Source organism: Natronobacterium texcoconense, from assembly GCF_900104065.1.
Taxonomy (GTDB): domain Archaea; phylum Halobacteriota; class Halobacteria; order Halobacteriales; family Natrialbaceae; genus Natronobacterium; species Natronobacterium texcoconense.
This window is the reverse complement of the sequence record NZ_FNLC01000001.1, coordinates 710,526-731,665: the sequence shown is the minus strand read 5'-3', so window position 1 is coordinate 731,665 and position 21,140 is coordinate 710,526. Positions and strand designations below refer to the sequence as shown.

At 57.3% G+C, this 21,140-nt stretch carries 19 protein-coding genes; 6 read left to right on the top strand and 13 right to left on the bottom strand.

Annotated features, from left to right (window positions below; genetic code table 11):
• Window positions 1–2: 2 nt before the first annotated feature.
• A complete protein-coding gene (locus tag BLR35_RS03710) occupies window positions 3–1,301 on the bottom strand; it encodes an amidohydrolase (protein ID WP_090377556.1) in 1,299 nt (432 codons plus the stop codon).
• 271 nt (window positions 1,302–1,572) lie between these two features.
• On the opposite strand from BLR35_RS03710, the gene BLR35_RS03705 reads away from it, so the two are divergent.
• Complete coding sequence (locus tag BLR35_RS03705; RefSeq protein WP_090377553.1) at window positions 1,573–2,283, top strand: DUF5058 family protein; 711 nt, start codon at window positions 1,573–1,575, stop codon at window positions 2,281–2,283.
• Between the two features lie 2 nt (window positions 2,284–2,285).
• Window positions 2,286–3,035, top strand: a complete 750-nt coding sequence (locus BLR35_RS03700) for a hypothetical protein (RefSeq protein WP_090377550.1) — start codon at window positions 2,286–2,288, stop codon at window positions 3,033–3,035.
• 307 nt (window positions 3,036–3,342) lie between these two features.
• Here BLR35_RS03700 and BLR35_RS03690 read toward each other — a convergent pair whose 3' ends face one another.
• Complete coding sequence (locus BLR35_RS03690) at window positions 3,343–4,524, bottom strand: S8 family serine peptidase (protein ID WP_244510179.1); 1,182 nt, start codon at window positions 4,522–4,524, stop codon at window positions 3,343–3,345.
• A gap of 88 nt (window positions 4,525–4,612) precedes the next feature.
• Complete coding sequence (locus BLR35_RS03685; RefSeq protein ID WP_090377541.1) at window positions 4,613–5,161, bottom strand: hypothetical protein; 549 nt, start codon at window positions 5,159–5,161, stop codon at window positions 4,613–4,615.
• Window positions 5,162–5,459: 298 nt separating this feature from the next.
• On the opposite strand from BLR35_RS03685, the gene BLR35_RS03680 reads away from it, so the two are divergent.
• On the top strand, window positions 5,460–6,455 hold the full coding sequence (locus tag BLR35_RS03680; protein WP_090377538.1) for a linear amide C-N hydrolase: 996 nt from the start codon (window positions 5,460–5,462) through the stop codon (window positions 6,453–6,455).
• A gap of 123 nt (window positions 6,456–6,578) precedes the next feature.
• Here BLR35_RS03680 and BLR35_RS03675 read toward each other — a convergent pair whose 3' ends face one another.
• Together BLR35_RS03675 and BLR35_RS03665 are read right to left on the bottom strand one after the other, a co-directional pair.
• A complete protein-coding gene (locus BLR35_RS03675; protein WP_244510178.1) occupies window positions 6,579–7,583 on the bottom strand; it encodes a DUF7972 family membrane protein in 1,005 nt (334 codons plus the stop codon).
• Between the two features lie 423 nt (window positions 7,584–8,006).
• Complete coding sequence (locus tag BLR35_RS03665) at window positions 8,007–8,918, bottom strand: winged helix-turn-helix domain-containing protein (RefSeq protein WP_090377532.1); 912 nt, start codon at window positions 8,916–8,918, stop codon at window positions 8,007–8,009.
• A gap of 116 nt (window positions 8,919–9,034) precedes the next feature.
• Here BLR35_RS03665 and BLR35_RS03660 point away from each other — a divergent pair, with 116 nt between their 5' ends.
• A complete protein-coding gene (locus tag BLR35_RS03660) occupies window positions 9,035–9,808 on the top strand; it encodes a class I SAM-dependent methyltransferase (RefSeq protein WP_090377529.1) in 774 nt (257 codons plus the stop codon).
• A 97-nt stretch (window positions 9,809–9,905) separates the two neighbouring features.
• On the opposite strand, the gene BLR35_RS03655 is transcribed toward BLR35_RS03660, so the two are convergent.
• A complete protein-coding gene (locus BLR35_RS03655; RefSeq protein WP_342027628.1) occupies window positions 9,906–10,970 on the bottom strand; it encodes an outer membrane protein assembly factor BamB family protein in 1,065 nt (354 codons plus the stop codon).
• A gap of 348 nt (window positions 10,971–11,318) precedes the next feature.
• On the opposite strand from BLR35_RS03655, the gene BLR35_RS03650 reads away from it, so the two are divergent.
• The gene (locus BLR35_RS03650) at window positions 11,319–11,813 is read left to right on the top strand and encodes a hypothetical protein (RefSeq protein ID WP_090377522.1); all 495 of its coding nucleotides are present in this window, start codon (window positions 11,319–11,321) and stop codon (window positions 11,811–11,813) included.
• Entirely contained in the window at window positions 11,806–12,738 is a 933-nt protein-coding gene (locus tag BLR35_RS03645) for a tyrosine-type recombinase/integrase (RefSeq protein WP_090377520.1), read from the top strand. The genes BLR35_RS03650 and BLR35_RS03645 overlap by 8 nt, the downstream gene beginning before the upstream one ends.
• A 298-nt stretch (window positions 12,739–13,036) precedes the next feature.
• On the opposite strand, the gene BLR35_RS03640 is transcribed toward BLR35_RS03645, so the two are convergent.
• The 7 genes from BLR35_RS03640 to BLR35_RS03610 all read right to left on the bottom strand — a co-directional run bounded on the left by BLR35_RS03640 (window position 13,037) and on the right by BLR35_RS03610 (window position 21,139).
• The gene (locus BLR35_RS03640) at window positions 13,037–13,984 is read right to left on the bottom strand and encodes a hypothetical protein (protein WP_090377517.1); all 948 of its coding nucleotides are present in this window, start codon (window positions 13,982–13,984) and stop codon (window positions 13,037–13,039) included.
• Complete coding sequence (locus BLR35_RS03635) at window positions 13,968–15,023, bottom strand: hypothetical protein (RefSeq protein WP_090377514.1); 1,056 nt, start codon at window positions 15,021–15,023, stop codon at window positions 13,968–13,970. The genes BLR35_RS03640 and BLR35_RS03635 overlap by 17 nt, the downstream gene beginning before the upstream one ends.
• Window positions 15,024–15,130: 107 nt before the next feature.
• Entirely contained in the window at window positions 15,131–17,158 is a 2,028-nt protein-coding gene (locus BLR35_RS03630) for a type IV secretory system conjugative DNA transfer family protein (protein WP_090377511.1), read from the bottom strand.
• Window positions 17,155–18,114, bottom strand: a complete 960-nt coding sequence (locus BLR35_RS03625; protein ID WP_090377508.1) for a DUF8128 domain-containing protein — start codon at window positions 18,112–18,114, stop codon at window positions 17,155–17,157. The genes BLR35_RS03630 and BLR35_RS03625 overlap by 4 nt, the downstream gene beginning before the upstream one ends.
• Window positions 18,102–19,937 (bottom strand): VirB4 family type IV secretion system protein, encoded by a 1,836-nt coding sequence (locus BLR35_RS03620; RefSeq protein ID WP_170830956.1) that lies wholly within the window; start codon window positions 19,935–19,937, stop codon window positions 18,102–18,104. The genes BLR35_RS03625 and BLR35_RS03620 overlap by 13 nt, the downstream gene beginning before the upstream one ends.
• A gap of 29 nt (window positions 19,938–19,966) precedes the next feature.
• The gene (locus tag BLR35_RS03615) at window positions 19,967–20,218 is read right to left on the bottom strand and encodes a hypothetical protein (RefSeq protein WP_090377502.1); all 252 of its coding nucleotides are present in this window, start codon (window positions 20,216–20,218) and stop codon (window positions 19,967–19,969) included.
• A gap of 6 nt (window positions 20,219–20,224) precedes the next feature.
• Window positions 20,225–21,139 (bottom strand): TrbL/VirB6 family protein, encoded by a 915-nt coding sequence (locus tag BLR35_RS03610; RefSeq protein ID WP_090377499.1) that lies wholly within the window; start codon window positions 21,137–21,139, stop codon window positions 20,225–20,227.
• Between the last annotated feature and the right edge of the window lies 1 nt (window position 21,140).

Sequence of the window (21,140 nt, the reverse complement as noted above, 5' to 3'; positions counted from 1 at the left end):
TATCAGCCGACTGGATCGTCGAAAAGCGAGAGTGCAGTTTCGGAGAGAACCGACACACCGACGCCGAGACTCTCTTCGTCGACGTCGAACGTTGGCGTATGGTGGTCGCCAGGATGGTCCGTTCCGATGACGATCAGCGTCGCATACCCGCCGCTATCGCTTGCTTCTTTCATCAGATAGGTGACGTCCTCGCTACCGCCGAACTCGGCCCATCGGGTTGCGGCCGTGACTTCGTCTATCTTCGATGCCAGATCCACGACACGTTCGACCATCACTTCGTCGGAATCGTGTCGGATCGCCTCACCGGTGAGCGAGTAGTCGACCGAGCAGTCGTGCATCTCGGCAGCCGACTCGAGTGTCCGCTCTACCCTGTCGCGCATGTATTCCATCAACTCGGTCGTGTCGCCACGAACCTCGAGTTCTGCGCTGACCTCGTCGGCGACGATGTTGGCCGGGTTAGTCGAGTGAAGACGCCCGACGTTGACTCGAGTCGCGCCCTCCTTGTGTCGAGGGATGGCATAGACGTTCTCCGCAGCCGTTACGAAGGCCTGGACAGCGTTTCTCCCCGCATTGGGAGCGAGACCGGCGTGAGAGGATTCGCCTTCGAACGCGACCTCCATTCGGTTCAACGCCAGCATCCCTCTCCCGCCTGCAACGACCTCGCCGGTCGAGTGGCCGAGCCCGATGTGGGTCCCGATCATGTACTCGACGTCGTCGATGTGTGGCCCCGCCGCCATCGCCTTCCCGCCCCCGAGCAATTCCTCGGAGGGCTGGAAGAAGACCTTGAACGTCCCGCTGAAGTCGCTGTCTTTCACTGCCTCGAGGGTTCCCAGTCCGAACGTGATGTGAGCGTCGTGCCCGCAGGCGTGCATGAACCCCTCGTTTTCCGACCGGAATCCGGTTTCGGTCGGGTCGTGGTCCGCTCCATCCGCTTCAGTAATCGGTAGGGCGTCGATGTCGACGCGCAGACCGACCGTCGGTCCCTCACCTCGCTCGAGTACTGCCACGGCTCCCGTATTCCCACCCTCGATTTTGTCGAAGACGTCGGAGTCGCCGTCGTAGCGGTCTCTGGCTCGTTCGAACCAGTCCTCGAGTTCCGCTTCGTCCGGCACCCCCAGTCGCTCGGAGGTATCCATCGCGTCCGGTCCGACGTGGATCTCGTCGACGCCGATCGTTTCCAGCTCGTCGACGATCCGTGCCGTCGTCCAGAATTCACACCAGCCCGGTTCGGGGTACTCGTGGAACGTCCGTCGCAAGTCGACGAGTCGACTTCGATCGGGGGTTGTGATTGTTACTCCCATACACACATGATGTTCGAAGTTATGACCCAAAAAGTTCATCCAGCGATTCAGGAGAGTCAGGCGACGAACCGCGTTCGAACTTCGGATGAGACTGCGACAGATACGTATGAAGTCAATACGGTCATTGTTGCCTGTATACCATCGATATCGGCCTGTTCCGGGGTTACCGTCTCATCTTGTTTTCTTAACCATATCCCCTCATTTATATAGTACAGCGTTAACAATTGTCCAGTGTAGCATGGTAACATTCGTGAATCACGCACCGGCCTATATGGACGTCGCGAACAGCGAGTGGCTGTGGTTGGCTGCCCTGCCGGTCGTCCTGCTGGTCCTGGTTCAAGCAGCACTGTTCATGCGTCGTGCCTGGAAGACTGGCAAGGAGATGGGATTGTCGGAAGAGCAGATGAAGAGTGGAATCCGATCGGGTGTGATTTCGGCCATCGGACCGGCAGTCGCCGTTCTGGTCGGAATGTTGGCGCTTATCGCGACCGTGGGCGGACCGATGGCCTGGATGCGACTGTCGGTGATCGGTTCGGTGATGTTCGAAATCCCGGCCGCCGAGTTCGGCGTCGGCCAGCTCGGGTACAGTCTCGGTGACGAAGGAATCACCGAAGCCGCATTCGCTACGGCAGTCTGGACGATGACGCTGGGTGCGCTAGGATGGTTGCTCGTCTCCGGCCTGTTCACCCCCAAAATGGAAAACATCCGCCAAAAAGTCGCTGGCGGCAAGGAATCGCTCCTGCCAGTGATTACGTCCGCGGCAATGCTGGGGGCGTTCTCGTACCTCGCGACGGACGAAGTCGTCGAGGGAACGCCCCGGACCATGGCGGTCGTCTTCGGTGGCGTCACGATGCTGGGACTGTTGCACATCGCGGACAAGCACGATATCCAGTGGATCAGAGAGTGGGCGCTCGGAACCGCTATGATCGTCGGCCTCCTGGCAGGTATGGTTCTCCAACTGACCGTCGGAACCTTCTGGTAACAATGGCTGAAGAAGGAAATTACAACGAAAGAGGCAAAGCGACACAGGAAGAAGCGGACGTCTTCGAATCGGAGTTCCTCCCCTACATCAACAAGTGGGGGCGACGAACCAACCTCCTCGCAGCAGCCCTCTCGTTCGGTCCAGCACTGGTGCTACTGGGCGTGTTCGAAATCCTCCCGCCGGTGAGCGCGATCATCGGCGGGTTCGTGTCGGTCGCTGCCGCCTTCGCAGCGTTCTGGATCGTCGAACCGGTCTCGTACTATCCCGTACTTGGCATGCCAGGAACCTACATGGCCTTCCTCTCGGGGAACATTTCGAACCTGCGGCTTCCGTGTTCCGCCGCCGCACAGGAAAGCGCCGGTGTCGAGACCGGAACGCCACAGGGCAGTATCATCTCGACGCTCGGCATCGGGGCGTCGATGTTCGTCAACATCATCATCCTCTCTATCGGTGCGTTCGCCCTCGTCGGCCTCTTCCAGGCGCTTCCGGCGATATGGCAGACCGCTCTCGAGACCTATCTCGTTCCAGCCATCTTCGGCGCGATCCTCGCACAGTTCGGCCGTGACTATCCGAAAGTCCTGCTCGTCGCGTTCTCGATCGCACTCGTCTTCATGATCATCTACGAGATGGGGCTGCTCGCGTTCCTCCCTGCAGATCCCATCTACGTGGTGATCATCGCCGCCGTGTTCGGAAGCATGTACATCGCGCGGTACATGGCCGAGGAAGGAATGATCAAAACGGGAGGGGACTGACAACTCGATCGTTTTCTCCTTTTCATAGCGTGGATCGATTCGGAAGACGAACTACGATTCCACAGCGAACTCGGCGAAGATAGTCTCGTCGTCGGGTTTCGGTTTCTCTCTCGAGAGGAGACCGATTGTCGGAACGCAGCGACGAGCCGATAGTCGCGTCTCACACGGGTAGTTCGCCAGCTTGTGTTCCAGGATATGGTACTGCAGTGTCCGCGACACCGCCTCGAGATCCACGAGACACCTCCGTATCAGCCATCGGGCGTCGAACCTGTCGAGTGGAAGCGATCGCCCGGGAGAAAGTCAACCGTCACGACGGACAACGCGGTCGATCGACGGTGCCGTCGCCAGACTCGTACCCGTGGGCCGCCGCCACGTCGACCAGACCTGCCCCCTGGTCGGTGTCGGCCATCCCGAGATCTTCGGCGGTCTCGAGGAGTCGCTCGCGAGCCTCGGTCGGAGTGTAGCCATCGGCCAGCAGCGTGGCGGCGGCACCCGTCACGTGCGGTGCCGCCATCGAGGTCCCGCTCTGGGCGGCGTAACCGTCGACGACCGTCGAACAGACCTCTACTCCCGGGGCCGCAATGTCGACCTCGGGCCCGGTCGAGGAGAAGCCGGCGAGTTCGTCGTCGATGTCCGTCGCGGCGACGGCGACGAACTCGTCGTAGGCAGCCGGGTAGCCGACGGAGTCGGGTCGGCCGTAGTTGCCGGCGGCCGCGACCGGCAGGACGTCCGACTCGAGGGCGTACTGCCCGGCTGCTTGCAGGGCCGGCGACGCCTGGCCCGAGCCGAGGCTGAGGTTTATCACGTCCCACTCCTGGTCGGCGGCATACCGGATCGCCTCGGCGATCGCGGAGGTGCGGCAGCCACCCGCCCCGCCACAGACCTTCAGCGCGTGGAGCGTCGCGTCCGGAGCGACGCCGACGACGCCGCCGTCGCCGTCTCCGGCGGCGATGGTCCCCGCAACGTGGGTTCCGTGCCCGAGGTCGTCCCCCCACGGCTGGTCACACCCCTGGCAGTCGACCCACGACTCGTGGTTGGTCTCGACGTCCGGATCCGCCAGATTCTCCTCCAGATCGGCGTGGCCAGCGGCGATGCCGTGGTCGATGACACCGACGTCGACGCCCGATCCCGTCGCACCCTCCGCGTGGGCGACGTCGCCGCCGATCCGATCCACTCCCCACGGAAGCGTCTGTGCGGTCCCGTCCTCGGCCTGCGTGGAGACGCGCGTCAGGATGTGGTCGGGTTGTACGAACGCGACGTCGTCGCGGGAGCGCAACGACTCGAGGCGGTCCCGAGAGAAGACGCCCCGGACCAATTTCAGCGACGTGTGCTCGGTGAGGTCGATCCGGTCCGTCCCGCTGTCCGAGACGGCCGCGACCGCGGCCGCACCGTCGGCCGACCGCGTGCCGACGATGTACTGGTCCAGCCAGTGGTAGACGGCGGCTCCGACGCCGAGTCCGAGCGCACCCGTCCCCACGGATTTCAACATATCACGCCGAGACCACTCGCGACTCCCCATACGCTCGCTCTTTCGATGGCGGTGTTAATAAATCCGGAACCCGAAACGAACCGTCGCGTTAGTTCCGGTCCAGTTCGACGTCGTCCCGGGAGTCGGCCGGTTCCCGTTCCCGTGTTTCGTCGGCCACCGGCTCGAGGTCGTCAGCGTCGTCGACAGCGTGAGACGCCGACGGCTCGGTTACAGGCGACGAGTAGGAGTCAGGACCAGGGACTCGAGTGCCGGCATCCTCGACGGGTTCGGTCAACCCATCCCGCAGGTCGTCGCCGAAGTGCGCGCCGAACGCACCCACAGCAGCACCGAGTGCGACCGACACCAGCAGAATCGCGGGATCGATCGCACCGAGTGCAGCTACCGCGGCGACGATCCCGTTCCCGATACCCGCGCCGGCTGCGAGGATCCCGAGGTTCACCAGGGCAGCGGCGACGCCCGCCTCGAGCAGCGGGCGGTCCTCGACGGCCATACCAGCGAGGAATCCGCCGACGAAGAGTCCGACGAAGGAACCGGCAACGGGTACCAGCGCCAGCCCTGCCGCTGCACCGACGGACACCGTCACGATGGCGACGGCGAATCCGACGAGCGAGAACTGTCTCCGCGAACTGTCGCTCACGTGTGTTTCAGTCGGCAAGTGGGGTATTGGATGTTTCCCCGTTCGATCGGGGTTGCAGTCAGTACGTCAGCCGGTACCGTTTCGACGGCAGCTGCCGATCGCCGAACTCGTCGACTCCGAGCTGGCAGACGTGGTGATTCGGTCGTCACCTCCGCCCTCGCACTCGAGGGGGAAACACCTATCCAGTCAAGATGTTCCAGTTCGAGCCGGTCGCGATTTATGTTTCTGCTCGAGGTACGACTGGCTCATGTTCGGTTCTAGAACGCATAACGGCCGAGGGTGGAGAGGCCGATCGTAAATGTGTACGCGATTGGTGTATCTTGGCCCTGAAGATACCGTTATTACCGGTCGAACGATGGACTGGCACGGTGGGATCGGCACCAACATCTGGGTGTTCCCGCGTGGAATGGAGCGAACCGGCGCGACTGAATCGCCTTCGATAGAGTGGACCGCGGAGTACGGTAGTGTCACCGCCTCCGCCTACGACATCGCCACGACCGACGGGATGAATGAGGCTGGCCTGGTCGCGAACCTCCTGTGGCTTTCAGAATCCGACTATCCTCAGTGGGACGGCGACACACCCGGACTGGCGATTTCACTGTGGGCGCAGTACGTCCTCGACAACTTCGGGACGGTCGCTGAAGCCGTCGAGAACCACCGGAAAGCGGAGTTCGTCGTCGTCTCCGAGGAGATACCGGACGAAGATCGGTTCGCCACCCTGCACCTCTCCCTGTCGGACGCCACGGGAGACAGCGCCGTCTTCGAATACGTCGACGGCGAGTTGACGATCCACCACGGACGAGAGTACCAGGTGATGACGAACTCCCCACCGTTCGACCAGCAACTCGCACTCGACGAATACTGGTCGGAGATCGGCGGCACCGTCATGTTGCCGGGCACGAATCGTGCGGCCGACCGATTCGTTCGGGCCAGCTTCTTTGCCGACGCGATTCCACAGACTGCGAACCGTCGGATGGCAACGGCGAGCGTCTTTGGCGCGATCCGCAACGTCTCCGTCCCATACGGGCTCAGCACGTCGGACGAACCCAATATCTCCTCGACTCGCTGGCGTACCGTCGCGGATCACCGGGATCGACGCTACTACTTCGAATCCGCGCTTTCGCCGAACGTCTTCTGGCTGGGCCTCGACGGGATCGACTTCTCCCCCGATACTGGCACTCGGACGCTCCCCCTCGGCGAGAACCAGGCAAACGTCTTCGCCGGAGATGTTGCCGACGAACTCGACAGCACCGAACCGTTCGAATTTCTCGGCGTTCCCGCTCACTCGAGTTAATGCTGGTCAGATTCGACGTAACTCCGATATTGCTGTTCGAGAGTGTCACCCTAGCGTCACTATCGGCGAGAGTCGACACAAAGAGAACGGGGTTCCGCTAGGTGCCGAAAGCGTTGCCCCGTTCTAGACGTTCCGGAGGATGAGCGGGTCGATCGCCAGCGTTCGCTTCGCGACGGTGGCGATCCGGAGGATGTATACGGTCAACAGCAGGAACGGGACGAGCGAAAGTGTGAAGGCGGCTCCGATGACCCAGACGAGGTTTTCGATCATCATCGTCTGTCCGGTAACCGTCGTCGAATCGACGAACGCCAGCGTTACCGTGGCCATGACGATTCCGGGGACTGCAGTGTAGAGGATAAGCCGTGACAGGTTGATCAACTGCCACTGGAAGTACAGCGTCTTGATGTGTTCGCGCACGGGCCCGAATAGAACGAACGCCTGTTGCAGATCGTCCAACGCCGCGAGTTGGTCGTCGTTCAATACATCACCGTAATCGTTCCTGAGTTGTTCCGTCTGGACGATCTTCCAGGAATAGTTGTAATCCAGGAGCGCAGACACCACCCCGAACCTTCCGAACTCTGCGCCGTCCAGTTTTCGTTTCACGTGTTCGGTGTTCTCGAGTACACTGTCGAGAAAGTCATCGACCTCCGACTCGAGCTCCGGCTCGTTGGTTGCGTCGATCGTTCGACGAACCGTCTCCACCCTCGATTCGGTCGCGACGATGAGATCACGTGAAAATTCGGCCGGTTCTGCCGGCAACGGTCTCTCAGTGAGTTCCGAGACGAACCCCCGAACAGTCATCGCGTCACTCATCCGTTCGTGTTGGTCTCCGAGCGGTCCGTTCTCCTGCGAGATGATCAGCTGATTGATTGCGACGACGAGCGTTACCCCCAGGATCAGCGCGCTGATCATCGTTCCGAAGATGGTTTCGATAACGCTACGCTCCCCGAGAAGCACGGCGACAGCCGGATCGATCGACCCAATCAGTACGAACACGGCGAAGACGGCACCCGCGAGGAACGTCGTGACGAGTAGTCGATTCGCGACCAACAGAAGCCATATTTTCAGCGAACTTTCGTTGGCCCGATCACGCATCGTATCCGCTGTCCCGCTCGAGCGATCACTCACTCGTCGCACCCCGTCGACGCTTGAGTACCAGATACTTCGTCCCACCGCCGACGTAGTCGATCGTTTCGGTTAGCTCCCACCCGTGCTTTCCAAATTCGTTCAACGTCGACTCCGGGTCTCCGGCCTCTTTCAGCGCTACGCCCCGTTCCGGTCTGACAATCTTGTACTCCCACGAAACGTTTCTACTATCTGAGATACAACGATCGACTACGCGAGGAAAAATAAACCTATCACAGGCCACACTAACCGCTACTTCCGTCTTGCTCACACGAGATCCGATCGATCAACCGCTACAACTAGAATTTCTGAAACTAATACTGGCACTACCGGATAGTACCGTATCGTGAGCGTGGAGTTAGTACGTGTAAACCGGTGGCCTCGGCACTCGAACCTATACGATGTACCAGTACCTCCAACGTAGTGTCAGTACTGTCTCTCGACGTTCGTCAGTGACGCATCTGCTCCCACGAACCCGGTCACGGTCTCTCCATCGTGAGTGAAGGTCACTTCCACGGAAAGTGGGTCACGGGTGTGTGTTGCTTCAGTTGTGCTGTCGAGAGCAGCCCAGACCTCAGAATGGGGACCACCCCTAGTATCGAATCCATGTTCGAACAGGAATCCCTCGAAAACAGGATGGAACGTCGCAATCGTTGCACCAGTCAGATGTACCTGCTTTCCACACGTTGTACAGGTAAATCTAGCCAATGATGGCTCTGGTGGGTCGCTATCTTCGTTGACACCGTGTATCAGTTGTCCAGTCATCTCGCCTGCACAAAGTGGACAAAATCTGTCGAGAACGCGTTTCACATGTGTTCGGTACCAGCGCGCCGAGACCGCTGGAAGTTCCGCAATATCGTAGTCTGGAAGACATCCCGGTGGAAACGGGAACGAGCGACCCTCTCCACATTCGTCGCAGTACACCCTGACTAGCTCCTGTGTATACTCGAAAATGAGTTCGCCCTCACAGAGTTGGCAGGTTCCCCCCGCTGCTGTGGGTTCAACAGTGGCCCTTGCCTGATACGTGCCGGCCTGAACGGAGCCGAACACCTGCTCGCCAGCGTGACTTAACAGGTACTGTCCGTCCTCCTTGCGAACAAACGTTCCCAACAGTTTGTTCAGATGGTAATTGAAATTACCGCTGTCGTCCATCGCAACCGCCTCGTACAGTTCCGCGAACGACATCTTCTCGCCCGGAGGATCACCCAGTACTTCCAGTATCTCGATACGCGTCTCATTGCCGAGCGTCTCGAATACAGCCGCCGATGACTGTATTTCGATGTCAAGCGAGCCCCTCCCCTTCTCGGTAGACTCACTCGCTGAATCATTGTTCCCCATACTGAGCGGTTGTAACTCCGCCGTATTCAATGGAATGCTGACAGTTTGTCTGTCTGGTTACTGTATTCTTCTACAGATTACCATTATATTTGCCCCGCCCCAGTCTCACAGACACGATGACCGAATCAGAGCAGTCGCTCGAACGGGCAGAACAAAAAGCCAAACAGTGGTGGGAAAGTTGGTCAGATACGTTCCAGCAAGCATACGACGAGGCCGAGACAGAGGTCGGTATCGCGTTCGGCCCCGGGGTACCGAATGGTGACGACCTCGGCCTGTTCGGTGACATTGATGGGAAACGAGCGATCGAACTTGGCTGTGGCGGGGCCCAGTTCGGCCTCGCACTCTCGAAAGCAGGTGCCGAGGTGACTGGTGTGGATATCTCCGAAAACCAACTCGCACACGCTCGTGACCTCGCGGACAAACACGACGAGGATATCGACCTCATTGAGGCGAGCGTGACTGACATGCCGATGGTTTCGGATGCCTCGTACGACCTGGCGTTTTCCGCCTTTGCATTCCAGTGGGTCAACGATATCCAGTCCTGTTTCTCGGAAGCGCATCGTGTCCTCAAATCCGGCGGAAAACTCGTTTTCAGTGTCGACCACCCCTTTTATCGGTGCCTCAACCCGGAAACTGGTGAACTGGCAGTCAGTTATTTCACCGATTCACCACGCAGGGAATACAGCGAGGAGTTCGACGCCGAAATGATCGTCTACCGCAGAACGGTCAGTGAGATTGTGACCGCGCTGCTCGAGGTCGGATTTTCGATCGAAGAACTTCGCGAACCGGGGTATGAGGACCCAGAGAAGTACGAGTCCGAATTCGGGGGTTTCCAGCCGGACCGTATGGCCCGAATCCCGCCGACGCTGGTCATAGCGGCAGAAAAGTAGTCGTCGTTATCACTGCGGTAATGGTAAATCGGTGGCCTCAGCACTGGAACCCTGACGAATTACCAGGACTCGAATGTGATAGAGTACATAGAGATTGTCAATCCGCATGGCCAGTGAGACAAATAAGTTCGTGTCCAGCAACGTACAGCCGACCGTCTGTAACGACCGGCCCCGTTCGAAGACTCTCACTGACCTTGAGTTGCCACCGTCTGTCACCATCGACACCGATACCTGCGACCATCCCATTTGAGGTGCTCACGTGAACGACGCCATCGGCGATCGCCGGAGGACCAGCTAACTGGGTATCGAATGCCAGTTGCCACAGTTCTGCCCCGTCCAGCGCGTCGAATGCATAGACTTTGTTCCCGGCACAGAGAAACACACAGCCATCTGCAACGGCTGGCCGCCACCCACTAATGAGTTCGACGTCGAACGGTACGTGCCAGCGTTTTTCTCCATCTGTTCTGTCGAGTGCGTGCAGCCGTGGTTCGCTGTCGACGACGAAAATAGCATCGTTGGTGGCCACTGGTGGGGTCATGGCCCTGATTGCCGTGTCGAACTCTGTTTTCCACTCGAGTGAACCAGTGGCTGCATCGAGTGCATGGATGTGACCCCACTCGTCGTACTCGTCATGATACGATCCATCCGCCTCGCCAGAATAAACGAGCGATGAACGTTCCTCCGTGCTACCTTCCTCCTCGGAGTTTTCGCGTTGGAATCGAATCTCACCGTCGTATAGGGTTCCAGCGACGTAGACGGTCCCGTCACGGACGGTTGGTGCGACGCCAGTTGGACCGTCGGGATAGGGGCGCTCCTCCCCTTCTGGTATCACAATAACTCGTTGTGGTCCATTTGAGTCATACTTCCACAGTAGTTCGCCCGACTCCAGAGAGAACGTCTGGAATCCGGTATGAATCCGCCCATCAGCGACGACGGGAAACGGATAGGTGACTCCGGATGGGTGCAACTTCGTCCGGTAACACAGGCCGCCAGTATCGCTTTCCACGACCCAAGCCTCCGGTGTATCAGGAAGAATGACTCGATCGTCAGGGACAGCTGGGGGTGGAGCACATGGCCCCCACCCAGGGCTCGTTTTTAGTGCCCAGTTCAACGACCCGTTACTACTGATCGATCGAAAATTCGGCGCGTCGACTTGCGTCATTTTCACGTGCACGAAGAGATTCCCCCTCGAATCGACGACCGGTGCGTCCCACGCTACTCTCCCGGCGAAATCGTGTCGCCATTCCTCTCTGACCGGCCACTGTGGGCGGGTAAGCGCTGGGTCATGTCCCGTGCGAGAAGGGTTCTGACCCCATACCGGCCATTCTTCGGACATATCCACCAATTCATTCAGGAATAGTTAGATATTCTGGTCCATGCGAATATTTTAATTTCGTACATGTAAATCGATGGCCTCGGCACTCAACGAGAACTGTACTGAAGTTAGACATAAAAATATTGAACTGTACTAGTACCATAAAATACCTCGCGGAAGGAGGTGGGTGCTGAGATGACTTGGAAGGACTCGACCGGTGTTTCGGAGTCGACCACGAAGGTCCAGATCTACTGTTCCGACGACGCCAAACAGCAGTGGGAGGAAGAAGTCGAGAGCCAGGGCTACAAATCCCTGAGTACCTACCTCTTCGAGTTGATCCAAGAGGCACGCGCGTATCGCGAGGAAGGGTTCCTCTCCCACCACCAGAGCGAGGAGCAAATAGAGGAACTCGAGCAGCGGATCGAAACCCTGGAGAAACAGTTGGATAGGAAAGAGAAGCGGGACAGCGGGAACGTACAGATCGACGACCCTGAGTTCCTCTACCGGTTCCTCGACTACCGGTATAAGACGCTCGACAAAATCATGCGTGAGATCGTCGAGTCCGGTGCACTGGACGACATGATCCGGAAACCAGTGGAGGATCAGCTCTACTTCCTCGCCTCACAGGAAGAAGTGGAGTACAACCGTGGACACGGCTGGAAACTCAAGGACGGTGATCGAGATGGGTGACGACTGGTACGAGACGGTCTACGAGAACAAGCACGATGAGATCAACCAGTTCATCGAGCAGAAACACAACACTGGACGGAGCCCGAGGACACTGAACGAGTACAGCCGGATACTTCAACGGTTCTACCACGAGTACTTCCCCGAGTTATCGCCGGAGGAAACAGAGGTGAAACACATCGAGGAGTACATCGCACTGCTGGGAGAACGTGACGTAAGCCAGAACACCAAGAGGCGGTACCTCGAGAGCCTGTCGGCCTTCTTCAGCTACGCCATGAAACGGCCACGGTTCGAAGGCATCACCGGTAACCCTGCAGCGGTCGTGATGGAGGAGATCCCGAAACAGTACCGGGAACGGCCCGACTGCGCCACCTGGGAGAACGGACGGAAGATCATCCACAACATCCCTGATCCCCGGAACAAGACCATCGCAGTCATACTCGCGAAGACCGGGTGCCGTTTGAGCGAAGCGCTGGAGATCGAGATGGACGACCTCATGCTCGAGGAGGGGCTCATCCGCCTAAGAAAACGGAAAGGCGGCAAACAGACCGTTGTCCCGGTCGACGAGGAAACCATACGGGTGGTAGAACGGTTCCAGTTCATCCGTTCCAGCGAGGACTCGGACTACCTCTTCGTATCGATACGGGGTGACAGGATATCGAAGGCACAGGTGCAGCGAGCGGTCCGCAGGGCAGCGGTCGACGCCGGAGTGATGCAGGAAGGCGAAGACCGTTTCCACAAGAAGTTCACCCCGCACACCTACCGGACGGTCTTCACCACCCTGATGCGGAACCAGGGGATAAGCGACCACGTCCTCCGGTACATCCGCGGCGACAGCAACGGCGAGACCATGGACATCTACACCCGAGTCGACCGCCGTGAGGCCCGGGAGGAGTACCTCGACTGTATCAAAACCCTGAATCTCTAAAACGGGAGGTGAGAATCAACGATCGACCACGAAATCAACGAATGGAAGGATAGAGGAGGCAACCTGCTTGGAGCCACTGTCTTCCTAACACCGGAGGAAGTAAAACGGTTAAAGGAAGGCGAATCGGTAGTCATCACACCACCCTCGAGGTAATCACCATACGGTGTATAGTCGCCGCTATTTTCAAACCTGGTTCAAACCTGCGGACAGGGTTTCTAGAAAAGCATTCTAACCTGGTTCTAAAGAGAGGGCGTCAATAGACCAATTGACCTGTAAAGAGAACGTGGATAGACGTCAGCTAATCTAGGAAGTATTCTGCGATGAGGTCCGGATGCTCGGATAGCTTTTCCTTGATCTCAGGGCCAGGCCAGATCCGCAGGTAGTGCACCTTTTGAGTTTGGTATGTTCCCCTCTCGACTTCGGATTCTAGATCCCCGCTTGTTTTGACAGCACCGATGATCACCCCGCTACAGTCGTGTCTGTCGGCTTTACGGCATGACTTGTCCAGTTGGCGATCATTCACGGCGTCCCCGTTATTGTTGAACTTGGCCTGGACGAGTACCCGGGTCTCTCGACCGCCCAAATCGATCGAGCAGAACCCATCTTTGCCTTGATCGGGGCCGCTTCCTCCCCAACTTTCGTTGAAATAGTTATCATCTCTTTTCACAAGTCGAAAGATAATCTCTTCAAAGTCATCACCTCCTGAGTCCAGGCTTTCCCAGTCTATCAGCCGCTTCCTTTTCTGGTTTATATCGGATATGATGTTTTCTCTGGAAGATTCATCAACAAAGGTGGGGAGTTCGGATAGAGGTAACAGAACCGTGCTTCCTGCTCTATCCGAGAACACCATCTCGTCGAGGTCAGGCGTAAAGACTATCGATTTATATGGTAGCTTCGTCGTGTCCACGGAAGAGGAGTACTCGTAGATATACAGGCTGTAATCGTCCGAAATCTCGAGATCAAGCTGTGAGCCTGCCGTAACTCTGAATCCTGTCTTCGCGGTCCTCGGCTCAACAGGTTCTCGGGTCCGAAGGCATTTCTCCTCGCCGTGAGGAGCTGTGTGCCACTTTCCACAGGAACTGCACTTGAACTTTTGAACGCTCTCGATCCAGTCTGTGACTTTACAAAAATGGATCTCTTCATCGCTTAGCGATCCTTTATCTATAAAACCCCCGTGAAGGCCCTCATTGAGGATAGACACTACTGTCGAGGGATCGGAGAAGTCGTGTTCAGTTATCTGCGGCATTGATATTCCTCCATATGAACTCGACGACTTGTTGATGCTCCTGAGGCGTGATATTGTGTTTGAATACCCTGAAGGAGTCGTTATCTGCGGAAAGCTGGAAACTTACCCTCCCTACGGAGTCCAGGTTGAAAACCAGGTTTCCGTGGTTGTGTGGCCTGTGATCCGGGTATTCGCTATCATCCCTGACATCGGAATCTGAAGTCCAGTTTGATCGGGCTGTCCCGGCCTTGCTTGCGTGCGGGATAGTCACGAACTCGGGCAGATCCATGAAGTGGCGTATCGTATCATCGGTGATGTCGAGATCATCTTCCATTACGGTGATTGCAGTGGTGTTCCCAAACAGATGTTCTACATACTCTAGGACTTGTTCTCGGTCTCTTTCTCTCTCGTTTCTGCCACGGATCTCGATCAGTCCGTCGTCCAGGTGGACACGGCAGTCAATCTTCCTCAACACCGGGAACTCAATGAACTCGCCCTTTCGCTCGTGAAATTCCCTGTCCGTCTTAGCCCTCATCCAAAACTCTAGATAGATGTGATCCTGGTCTTCAAAATGAGCGAGCCGTATCTCCGGATGATCTCCAAGGACATCCCAAATATTTCGGCCGACAGTTGAGAAGGCCGCTTCTATGTCGTCGCCGCCGTTTTCGATGATCTTCTCCTTTAACTGCTCTTCCGTGTGCTCCTCGTCTTCGATCAATTGTGTGACTTCATGGCCGGGTGTGAACTCGAAGGGAACTGGCGATGTCTCTAAACCCGAATTATTCATCGCGACTGCATAATACGCTAGTTCACGATAGGATTTCTGAAATAGGTCATCGTCGCTTACGATGTCTGCTTGACCGTCTTCCTTCAGGTACTTCCAGTAGTCCCTCCCGTTCTGCATCTGGAGCCGTAGAGCTCTCTTTCCCTCCTCGATCAGTTCGGCGACGGTTTCTTCGCTGTAAGAAGAGTGCCCCTCTACTACATTATTAAACTGATTGAGGGGCAGACAGGCCTTTAGATAAGAAACCTGCTCCTCTACACTCTTTTCCTCAAACATTATGCCCCGATTCTAATCTAAATTACTTAATAGTTGCTGTAGCTAGAACTAACGATTGTCAACCAGTTTGCCGCGGAGAATCCAAGATGACGGTTGCTGTCTATCCTCTATACGAGGGATCGGTACCCCAATTCGGTGAGAGAAGCTTTCTTCGGTGCTTGGAACACCCGTTTCTGGCCGTCAATCACGCGTTCGACCTTTCCCTCGGGCTTTTCTATCTCTACCAGGTCAAGGTCCTTGAGTTTCCTGAAGCAGTAGTTGACCTCGTGGTTCTCCAAGCAGGTTGCTTCCGTGATCTTCTGCACGTCGTCCTTCCCCTCCCGGATACACTCGAGGACTCTACGATCTTTCTCCCGGAGTTCCTCGTGTCCGGTTTCGGTTTCCCGGGCCTGGACCTCGAGCGTCCGGTAGTTGGCATCCTCCAGTTTCTCGATCCGGGTATATGGTTCTCCGTCCTCGGTGTAGAAATCGTAGCTCCCGTGTTGGTCCCGGTATCGGTCGCCGCTCCGGTTCACCGGATCCTCGACGATGTTCCTGAGCGTATCGGCGTTTCCTTCCTCGACAACGAAGATACACTCTCGGCCGTCTTCGGCTGCCCGCTCAAGGTTCTCGAGGACTTTGGCGGGTTTCGACAGCGTCGTGTGCTCGGCCTCGAGGTTGACAACGTCACCGGTCGGTAGGTGGACGTGGCCGTCCGGTTTCTCGGTACCTACATCCTGATAGAGCAGATCGACGCGGAGACCGCGTTCCTCGAGCCGCTGTTTCGCGGTCGTAAGGAGTTCCCGGTGCTTTTCCCCGCCACTGTTCGTTCCCGGGCCGAGAGATGGGCTAAGGCTGGTCCCCTGTGTGGCTGACGTACCGCTCCGGTGTTTGATGTCGGCGACGTGACCTCTGTTGGCGTCCCACGGTGGGTAGGTATCGATGATTCTGGCGTTGTCCCGGTTTCCGTTGTCGGGTGTCTGAATGGCCGCCCTGAACCGTCCTAACTCGGCCAGATCGTCTTTGTCAATTCCCTGGAGCATCCCCGCGATCCGGGTCAGGTCCTCTGAACTGCCGGGGTTGAACGCGATCTTGGTATTGATGTTGTTGACGACCGCTTTCTGCATTTTCCGTTCCAACTGGTGGAGGTACTGGGTGGCGAGCCAGCAGCCTAACCGGTACTCCCGTGCCTCGGACAGGATCTTCGCAAAGTTGCTTCCTTCACCACTGTAGTTCTGTACCTCGTCGACGAACAGGTAGAACGGTGTCCGCTCATCTATAGGCTGGGTGACACGGCTCTGTACAGCTGCCCATATCTTGGTGATGATAGAGCCGACGAGTTCCGAGACGGTGGCTCCGACCTCTCCTTTCTGGACGTCTACCAGGATAAGTTTCTGGCTGTCTACCGCTTCCTGGAAGTTGATGCCCGTGCCGTTGGCATTGATCACTCGTCGGATCGCCGAGTTCATCATGAAGTCGTTGAGCCGGCGCTGTAACGGCTCCATCTCGTATGACGTCATGTCCTCTTTGACCCGGGCCAGTTGCTCCCGAACGACCGGGTCCCTGACTTGGTCAATCAGGTCGGTGAGTGCATTCTGATTGATGACGCTGCGGTAGACGTCGACCAGTGTATGCGAGTCGCTGTTTTTGATGTTGAGCTCGAGGTAGGCGTGGAGGAGGGTTTCGAGGACCCGTCCGAACTGGTCGCCCCAGTTTTCGCTGTGCCGTCGGAACAGGTCGATGAGGTCGGAGACGATGATCTCCTTCTGGTTTTCCTGCTGTGCCAGGGTCATCCGCCCATTCGTATAGGGTTCGAGGACGTTGATCGAGGGAACGGTTGGATGTGCTGGATTGATGTAGATGATATCGTCCCACCGTTCCTCGGGGAGCTTCGCGATGAACTCGTCGATCAGGTCGCCCTTCGGGTTGATGATACAGCAGCCGTACCCCTTGTGGGCGTCCTGCAACGCGACGTGAACCAGTTCCTGGCTCTTCCCGTATCCTGTTGGACCTGTCGTCAAGACGTGCGTCAACCGATCAGTATCGCGGAGCGTGACGTCTTCTTCGACATCCAGTATTGACGTCCGAGTTCCGAGGTAGGTTCTTTGGCGGTTTTCAGTACCTTTGATGCGGTTCTTAACGGTTTCAGGGTTCATGGTCTTGCTCTTTGGAGGTTCTTCTGTTCCCGGTTGGGGACCGAGACTAGTCCGGCGAGTTCCTGAAGGGAAGTCTGGAACCGGAGGCTGTAACCACCGAACGCTCGGTCACGTATCGCTTTGCAGAACCCGAGAAACGGTTTCTGCCGTCTTCCCTGGACCGTGTATATGTCGAGATACTGGCTGCTCCCTAGGTTTTCAAACACGTTGAACGCTCCCGCTACCTCCTTGACACGGGAGGGCGTGTATTCACCTGCGCCGATCACGGCGAAACGGATACAGGTCCAGTATCTCCGTGTACCGAGTTTCCGGTCAACTAGGTCGGCTTGCTTTCGCTCACGCGGTGTCGCTGACCGGTCATACAGGTCGGTTTCTTTCCGGAGGTGGCTGACGGTCCGATAGCCCCGACGTTTCCGCCACCAGTCCTCAACTGAGAAACCTGCCACCGGCTTGAATAGAATCTGGATGACGAACCGGGTGTCCCTCATTGCGTGGCGGTGCAGCGCCCCCACTACACTGTCGATTGGCGGCGAATCAAAATCCGTCCGTAACGGGTACTGGTCGTCTCGCCCTGTCGTAAGAATTGCTCCGCCAATCGAGTCGTCTCCGAGGACCGGCAGCCCGTTGAACCCAGTATCGAACCCTATCCCGGGGATCACGTTCGAGAGATGTGTACGGACTTTCCGTTCCAACCGTTTTGTCGGGACGCAGAACTGGACCTGTAACCGGTCGGTTCTTGTCCGGTAGATCTCGTAACCGATCGTGGGTGACGTGTTCTTGACGCGGTACCTGGTCTGGAGTTCGAGAACGCCTCGAAGGAACTCTTCGACGGTCTCGGGAATGTCTCCTTGACGCGGCGGCTTCACTTCGACAGCGTAGAACCGTTTTGACGGCGATCTCAACATCTCAACCTGCTCACCGTCAACCTCCGTGTGAGATTGTTTCAGGAGACCCATGTCACCACCTCCTCTTGTTGGTGTGTTTCCGGTTCGGTCTCGATTATCCGGTGTTCACGGGGTGTCGAACTGATCCTGATACGGGCATCGACCTTCCCAGCTACCTTCAGCAGTGCCTCACCGTGATCAGCTTCTTCACCGCTCTTCAAACGTTCCAGAAGCCATATTTCCTGGTCTGACAGGCCGAAGTAGTCGATCATCGAGTCCTCGATGTTGTCGTGGCGGAAGAACAGCTTCCCCGGTGTGTGATCCAGGATTTCCCTGCCGTCACTATACTCCGTGAAGTGTGAGGCGTTCTGCGAGACGAGATGGACAGCGGTGTTGATGTCGCGAGCCTCCAGGACGAACTTGTTGAGGATTCTACGCCCTGTTTCGTCCTTCAACAGGTTGTGTGCCTCATCAACCAGCACGATCGTCTTCTCCCTGTCCTTCGATACCGAGGAGTAGATTTGTTTCACCAGTTCGACTAACGCCGGATCCTTGACCCCGCCTCTTTCACTGGGCTCGAAATTGAGCACTTCTCGATCGAAGCTGTACTCCTTCCCACCTCTGAGTAGTCTGGATTCGCCGCCGATCGCCTCTACCGTGGGACGGAATTCCTTCTTGGGATCGACAACGACGATCCGAAGTCCGGGGTATGCGAGGACCGACCTCAGCAACTCGAGTTGGGCCAGGTAGCTCTTGCCGGCACCGAGTGTCCCCGTCACCGCCATCGAGTGTGAACTCCAGCTGAACCTGTCCACGACTACCGGCGAGTTCGATTCGACATCGACTCCGTAGAGCACGCCTGTATCGTTCTCGAGGGGCTGTGAACTGAACGGGAATCCTGTAGCTGCTGAAACCGTTGGCATCAGCAGCTTCTCATCCAACCGGTCCCGGTAGAACACGGAGTCGGTGTAGTACGCGTGATCGTTGCGATACATTGGCTCCTGGTATTCGATCCCCAGTGCCCGGAGCTGGGACTCAACGCGGCTCGATGTCGCTTCGACCTGGCCCCGGTCAGTCCCGTGAACCGTGATGTAGCAGCCGTGCCTGACCGGTAGGCACTCCTGATCCGCCAACAGGTCGAGAAACCACTCCACGTCACTCAGCGACCGTTCCAAATGGTTGGTTCCCCTGTGTCCGTGTTGCTGGAACGCAGTGATTTCAGCGTCCAGCTTCCGGGACTGCCGCCGTAGTTTATCTACTGCAGTGTCGATACTGACCGGCTCAAACACCTGGGCGATATCGACGAGTCCATCCACACGTTGGACGTGTCGCGGCCAGCCGAAGCCGATCCTCCTCGGGTACTCATCGACGTACAGCAGTTTCCGATACGTGTTGAACCCGCTGTCCGACGTGGTACAGAACTCCCGAGTTGATACGGGCGAAGGATTGAATTCCTGTTTCAGGAACTCGAACAGATCTCTACCTGTCACCTGCTCGACCTCGAGATCGAATCCCTGTAGCGTAGACCGGATTTCACGGATTCTCCGATATAGCTCTTTTCCTGGGGATTCGTACTGGTCGGTGGTCCGGACAGCGATGAAATGTCTCGTCTCCACTAGGTCCGATTGCGACAGGCTTCGCAGATGATCAACGTATTCACTCCTGAGTTTCTCGTGGCCTTCACCGCCGGTAATCCGCTCTATATACGGACCGAGATCGGTCGGAGACTGTCTCGAGTAGAGGTAGATGGGATACGGTACCTTGTCCAGAAGTTCCCTGAAGAACTGGTGCAACGCGTTCTGATCGGTTTCCGTCGCCATATCTAGGTTGACCGGTGACACCTTCAGCACGCTGAGCAACGCATCCCGATCGATGACAGCCACCTTGTCATTCATCTTGACACGGGGCCGTGGAACAGGTCTCTTCATGTGATCACCCATCGGAGCAAGTGGTAGAGGTGGATGTCTACCGGCTGTCCTCCTGGACGGAACAGGTACCAGGCAGCGCCGACGACCCCTCCGGTGAATAGCACCGCAATAGATCCTGCCGTGGACGTGAGGCCGGCTGACTGGGCAGCAACTATCGGTGGCAGACCCATCCGAATCAGGTCCTTCCAGGTGAACCGACCGAAGAATCGGATCTCTTCCTCGAAGTCTCCGGGCATTCTCTGCTTCATAGGTTTTTATCGCCTCCTTCTCCGATCGCGGTCTTCACGTCGCCGTTCACGGGTATCTTCATCGTCCCACTCGTCATCACTGCCTTCGCCTCCGGATCCGCCGGAAGACAGATCACGGCCGATACCGGTTGACCGGCCACCGATTGTTGCCATCGAAACCTGGTACAACTGGTAAGGGATCCATAACATCAGAGTGAATGATGCGACGCCGATGACCCAGTTAGCAACCGGGTCAAGATCCAAACCATTACCGGCCTGAAGCATCGCCAGGCTAAATCGGAGCACCAGGACGTCGATCGGAGCAATCACCAAGGCGACAAACCACAATGCAATAAACGACTGAGCGTATTTCCGTGAGTGTGGGAACGCCCACGCTAACGCCACCAGTGGGCTGATGGCCGCGACAAACATCAGGTAGACCGCTCGGAACATGAACAGAAGGACTAACGCGAGCAGTGCTGCTGCATTGATCACCCAGACGAGTACGAGCCCGGTTGTCAGGCCTGCTAACTGCTGAACCTGTAATTCATCCCTCGGCAGGAACGCCTCCACCAGCGCCTCCGAAAACTGGATAAGCAAATCCAGAATCGGCAGTGAAACCGCTGCCGCCCCCAGTGCGAGGATCAGACGTGGCAGGATTAACCGAACCTGCGCGTACGGAATCCCTATGAGTTCTACACCTATTACCAGGTATAGTCCAGCTGCTGCCACCACCAATATCGAAAGCAAGACAGCAACCACCAAACTCAACCGGTGAACCTCCTCGACAGGAACACCGTTGTACAGCGCTGGTGTGTAAGTCAACACCGCCACCAACATCTCGATCAACGCCTCGGCCAATCGTCGGAACGGATCAAACAACGCTTCCACCCACCGGGGAGGACCGTTATTGGCCTGGAGAGGAACACGCTTCACTGTCATT

Excerpts from the sequence above, each read along its gene's own strand:
- BLR35_RS03710 (WP_090377556.1), bottom strand. The coding sequence starts at position 1,301 with ATGGGAGTAACAATCACAACCCCCGATCGAAGTCGACTCGTCGACTTG.
- BLR35_RS03705 (WP_090377553.1), top strand. The coding sequence starts at position 1,573 with ATGGACGTCGCGAACAGCGAGTGGCTGTGGTTGGCTGCCCTGCCGGTC.
- BLR35_RS03700 (WP_090377550.1), top strand. The coding sequence starts at position 2,286 with ATGGCTGAAGAAGGAAATTACAACGAAAGAGGCAAAGCGACACAGGAA.
- BLR35_RS03690 (WP_244510179.1), bottom strand. The coding sequence starts at position 4,524 with ATGTTGAAATCCGTGGGGACGGGTGCGCTCGGACTCGGCGTCGGAGCC.
- BLR35_RS03680 (WP_090377538.1), top strand. The coding sequence starts at position 5,460 with ATGTGTACGCGATTGGTGTATCTTGGCCCTGAAGATACCGTTATTACC.
- BLR35_RS03665 (WP_090377532.1), bottom strand. The coding sequence starts at position 8,918 with ATGGGGAACAATGATTCAGCGAGTGAGTCTACCGAGAAGGGGAGGGGC.
- BLR35_RS03660 (WP_090377529.1), top strand. The coding sequence starts at position 9,035 with ATGACCGAATCAGAGCAGTCGCTCGAACGGGCAGAACAAAAAGCCAAA.
- BLR35_RS03655 (WP_342027628.1), bottom strand. The coding sequence starts at position 10,970 with ATGACGCAAGTCGACGCGCCGAATTTTCGATCGATCAGTAGTAACGGG.
- BLR35_RS03650 (WP_090377522.1), top strand. The coding sequence starts at position 11,319 with ATGACTTGGAAGGACTCGACCGGTGTTTCGGAGTCGACCACGAAGGTC.
- BLR35_RS03645 (WP_090377520.1), top strand. The coding sequence starts at position 11,806 with ATGGGTGACGACTGGTACGAGACGGTCTACGAGAACAAGCACGATGAG.
- BLR35_RS03640 (WP_090377517.1), bottom strand. The coding sequence starts at position 13,984 with ATGCCGCAGATAACTGAACACGACTTCTCCGATCCCTCGACAGTAGTG.
- BLR35_RS03635 (WP_090377514.1), bottom strand. The coding sequence starts at position 15,023 with ATGTTTGAGGAAAAGAGTGTAGAGGAGCAGGTTTCTTATCTAAAGGCC.
- BLR35_RS03630 (WP_090377511.1), bottom strand. The coding sequence starts at position 17,158 with ATGAACCCTGAAACCGTTAAGAACCGCATCAAAGGTACTGAAAACCGC.
- BLR35_RS03625 (WP_090377508.1), bottom strand. The coding sequence starts at position 18,114 with ATGGGTCTCCTGAAACAATCTCACACGGAGGTTGACGGTGAGCAGGTT.
- BLR35_RS03620 (WP_170830956.1), bottom strand. The coding sequence starts at position 19,937 with ATGAATGACAAGGTGGCTGTCATCGATCGGGATGCGTTGCTCAGCGTG.
- BLR35_RS03615 (WP_090377502.1), bottom strand. The coding sequence starts at position 20,218 with ATGAAGCAGAGAATGCCCGGAGACTTCGAGGAAGAGATCCGATTCTTC.
- BLR35_RS03610 (WP_090377499.1), bottom strand. The coding sequence starts at position 21,139 with ATGACAGTGAAGCGTGTTCCTCTCCAGGCCAATAACGGTCCTCCCCGG.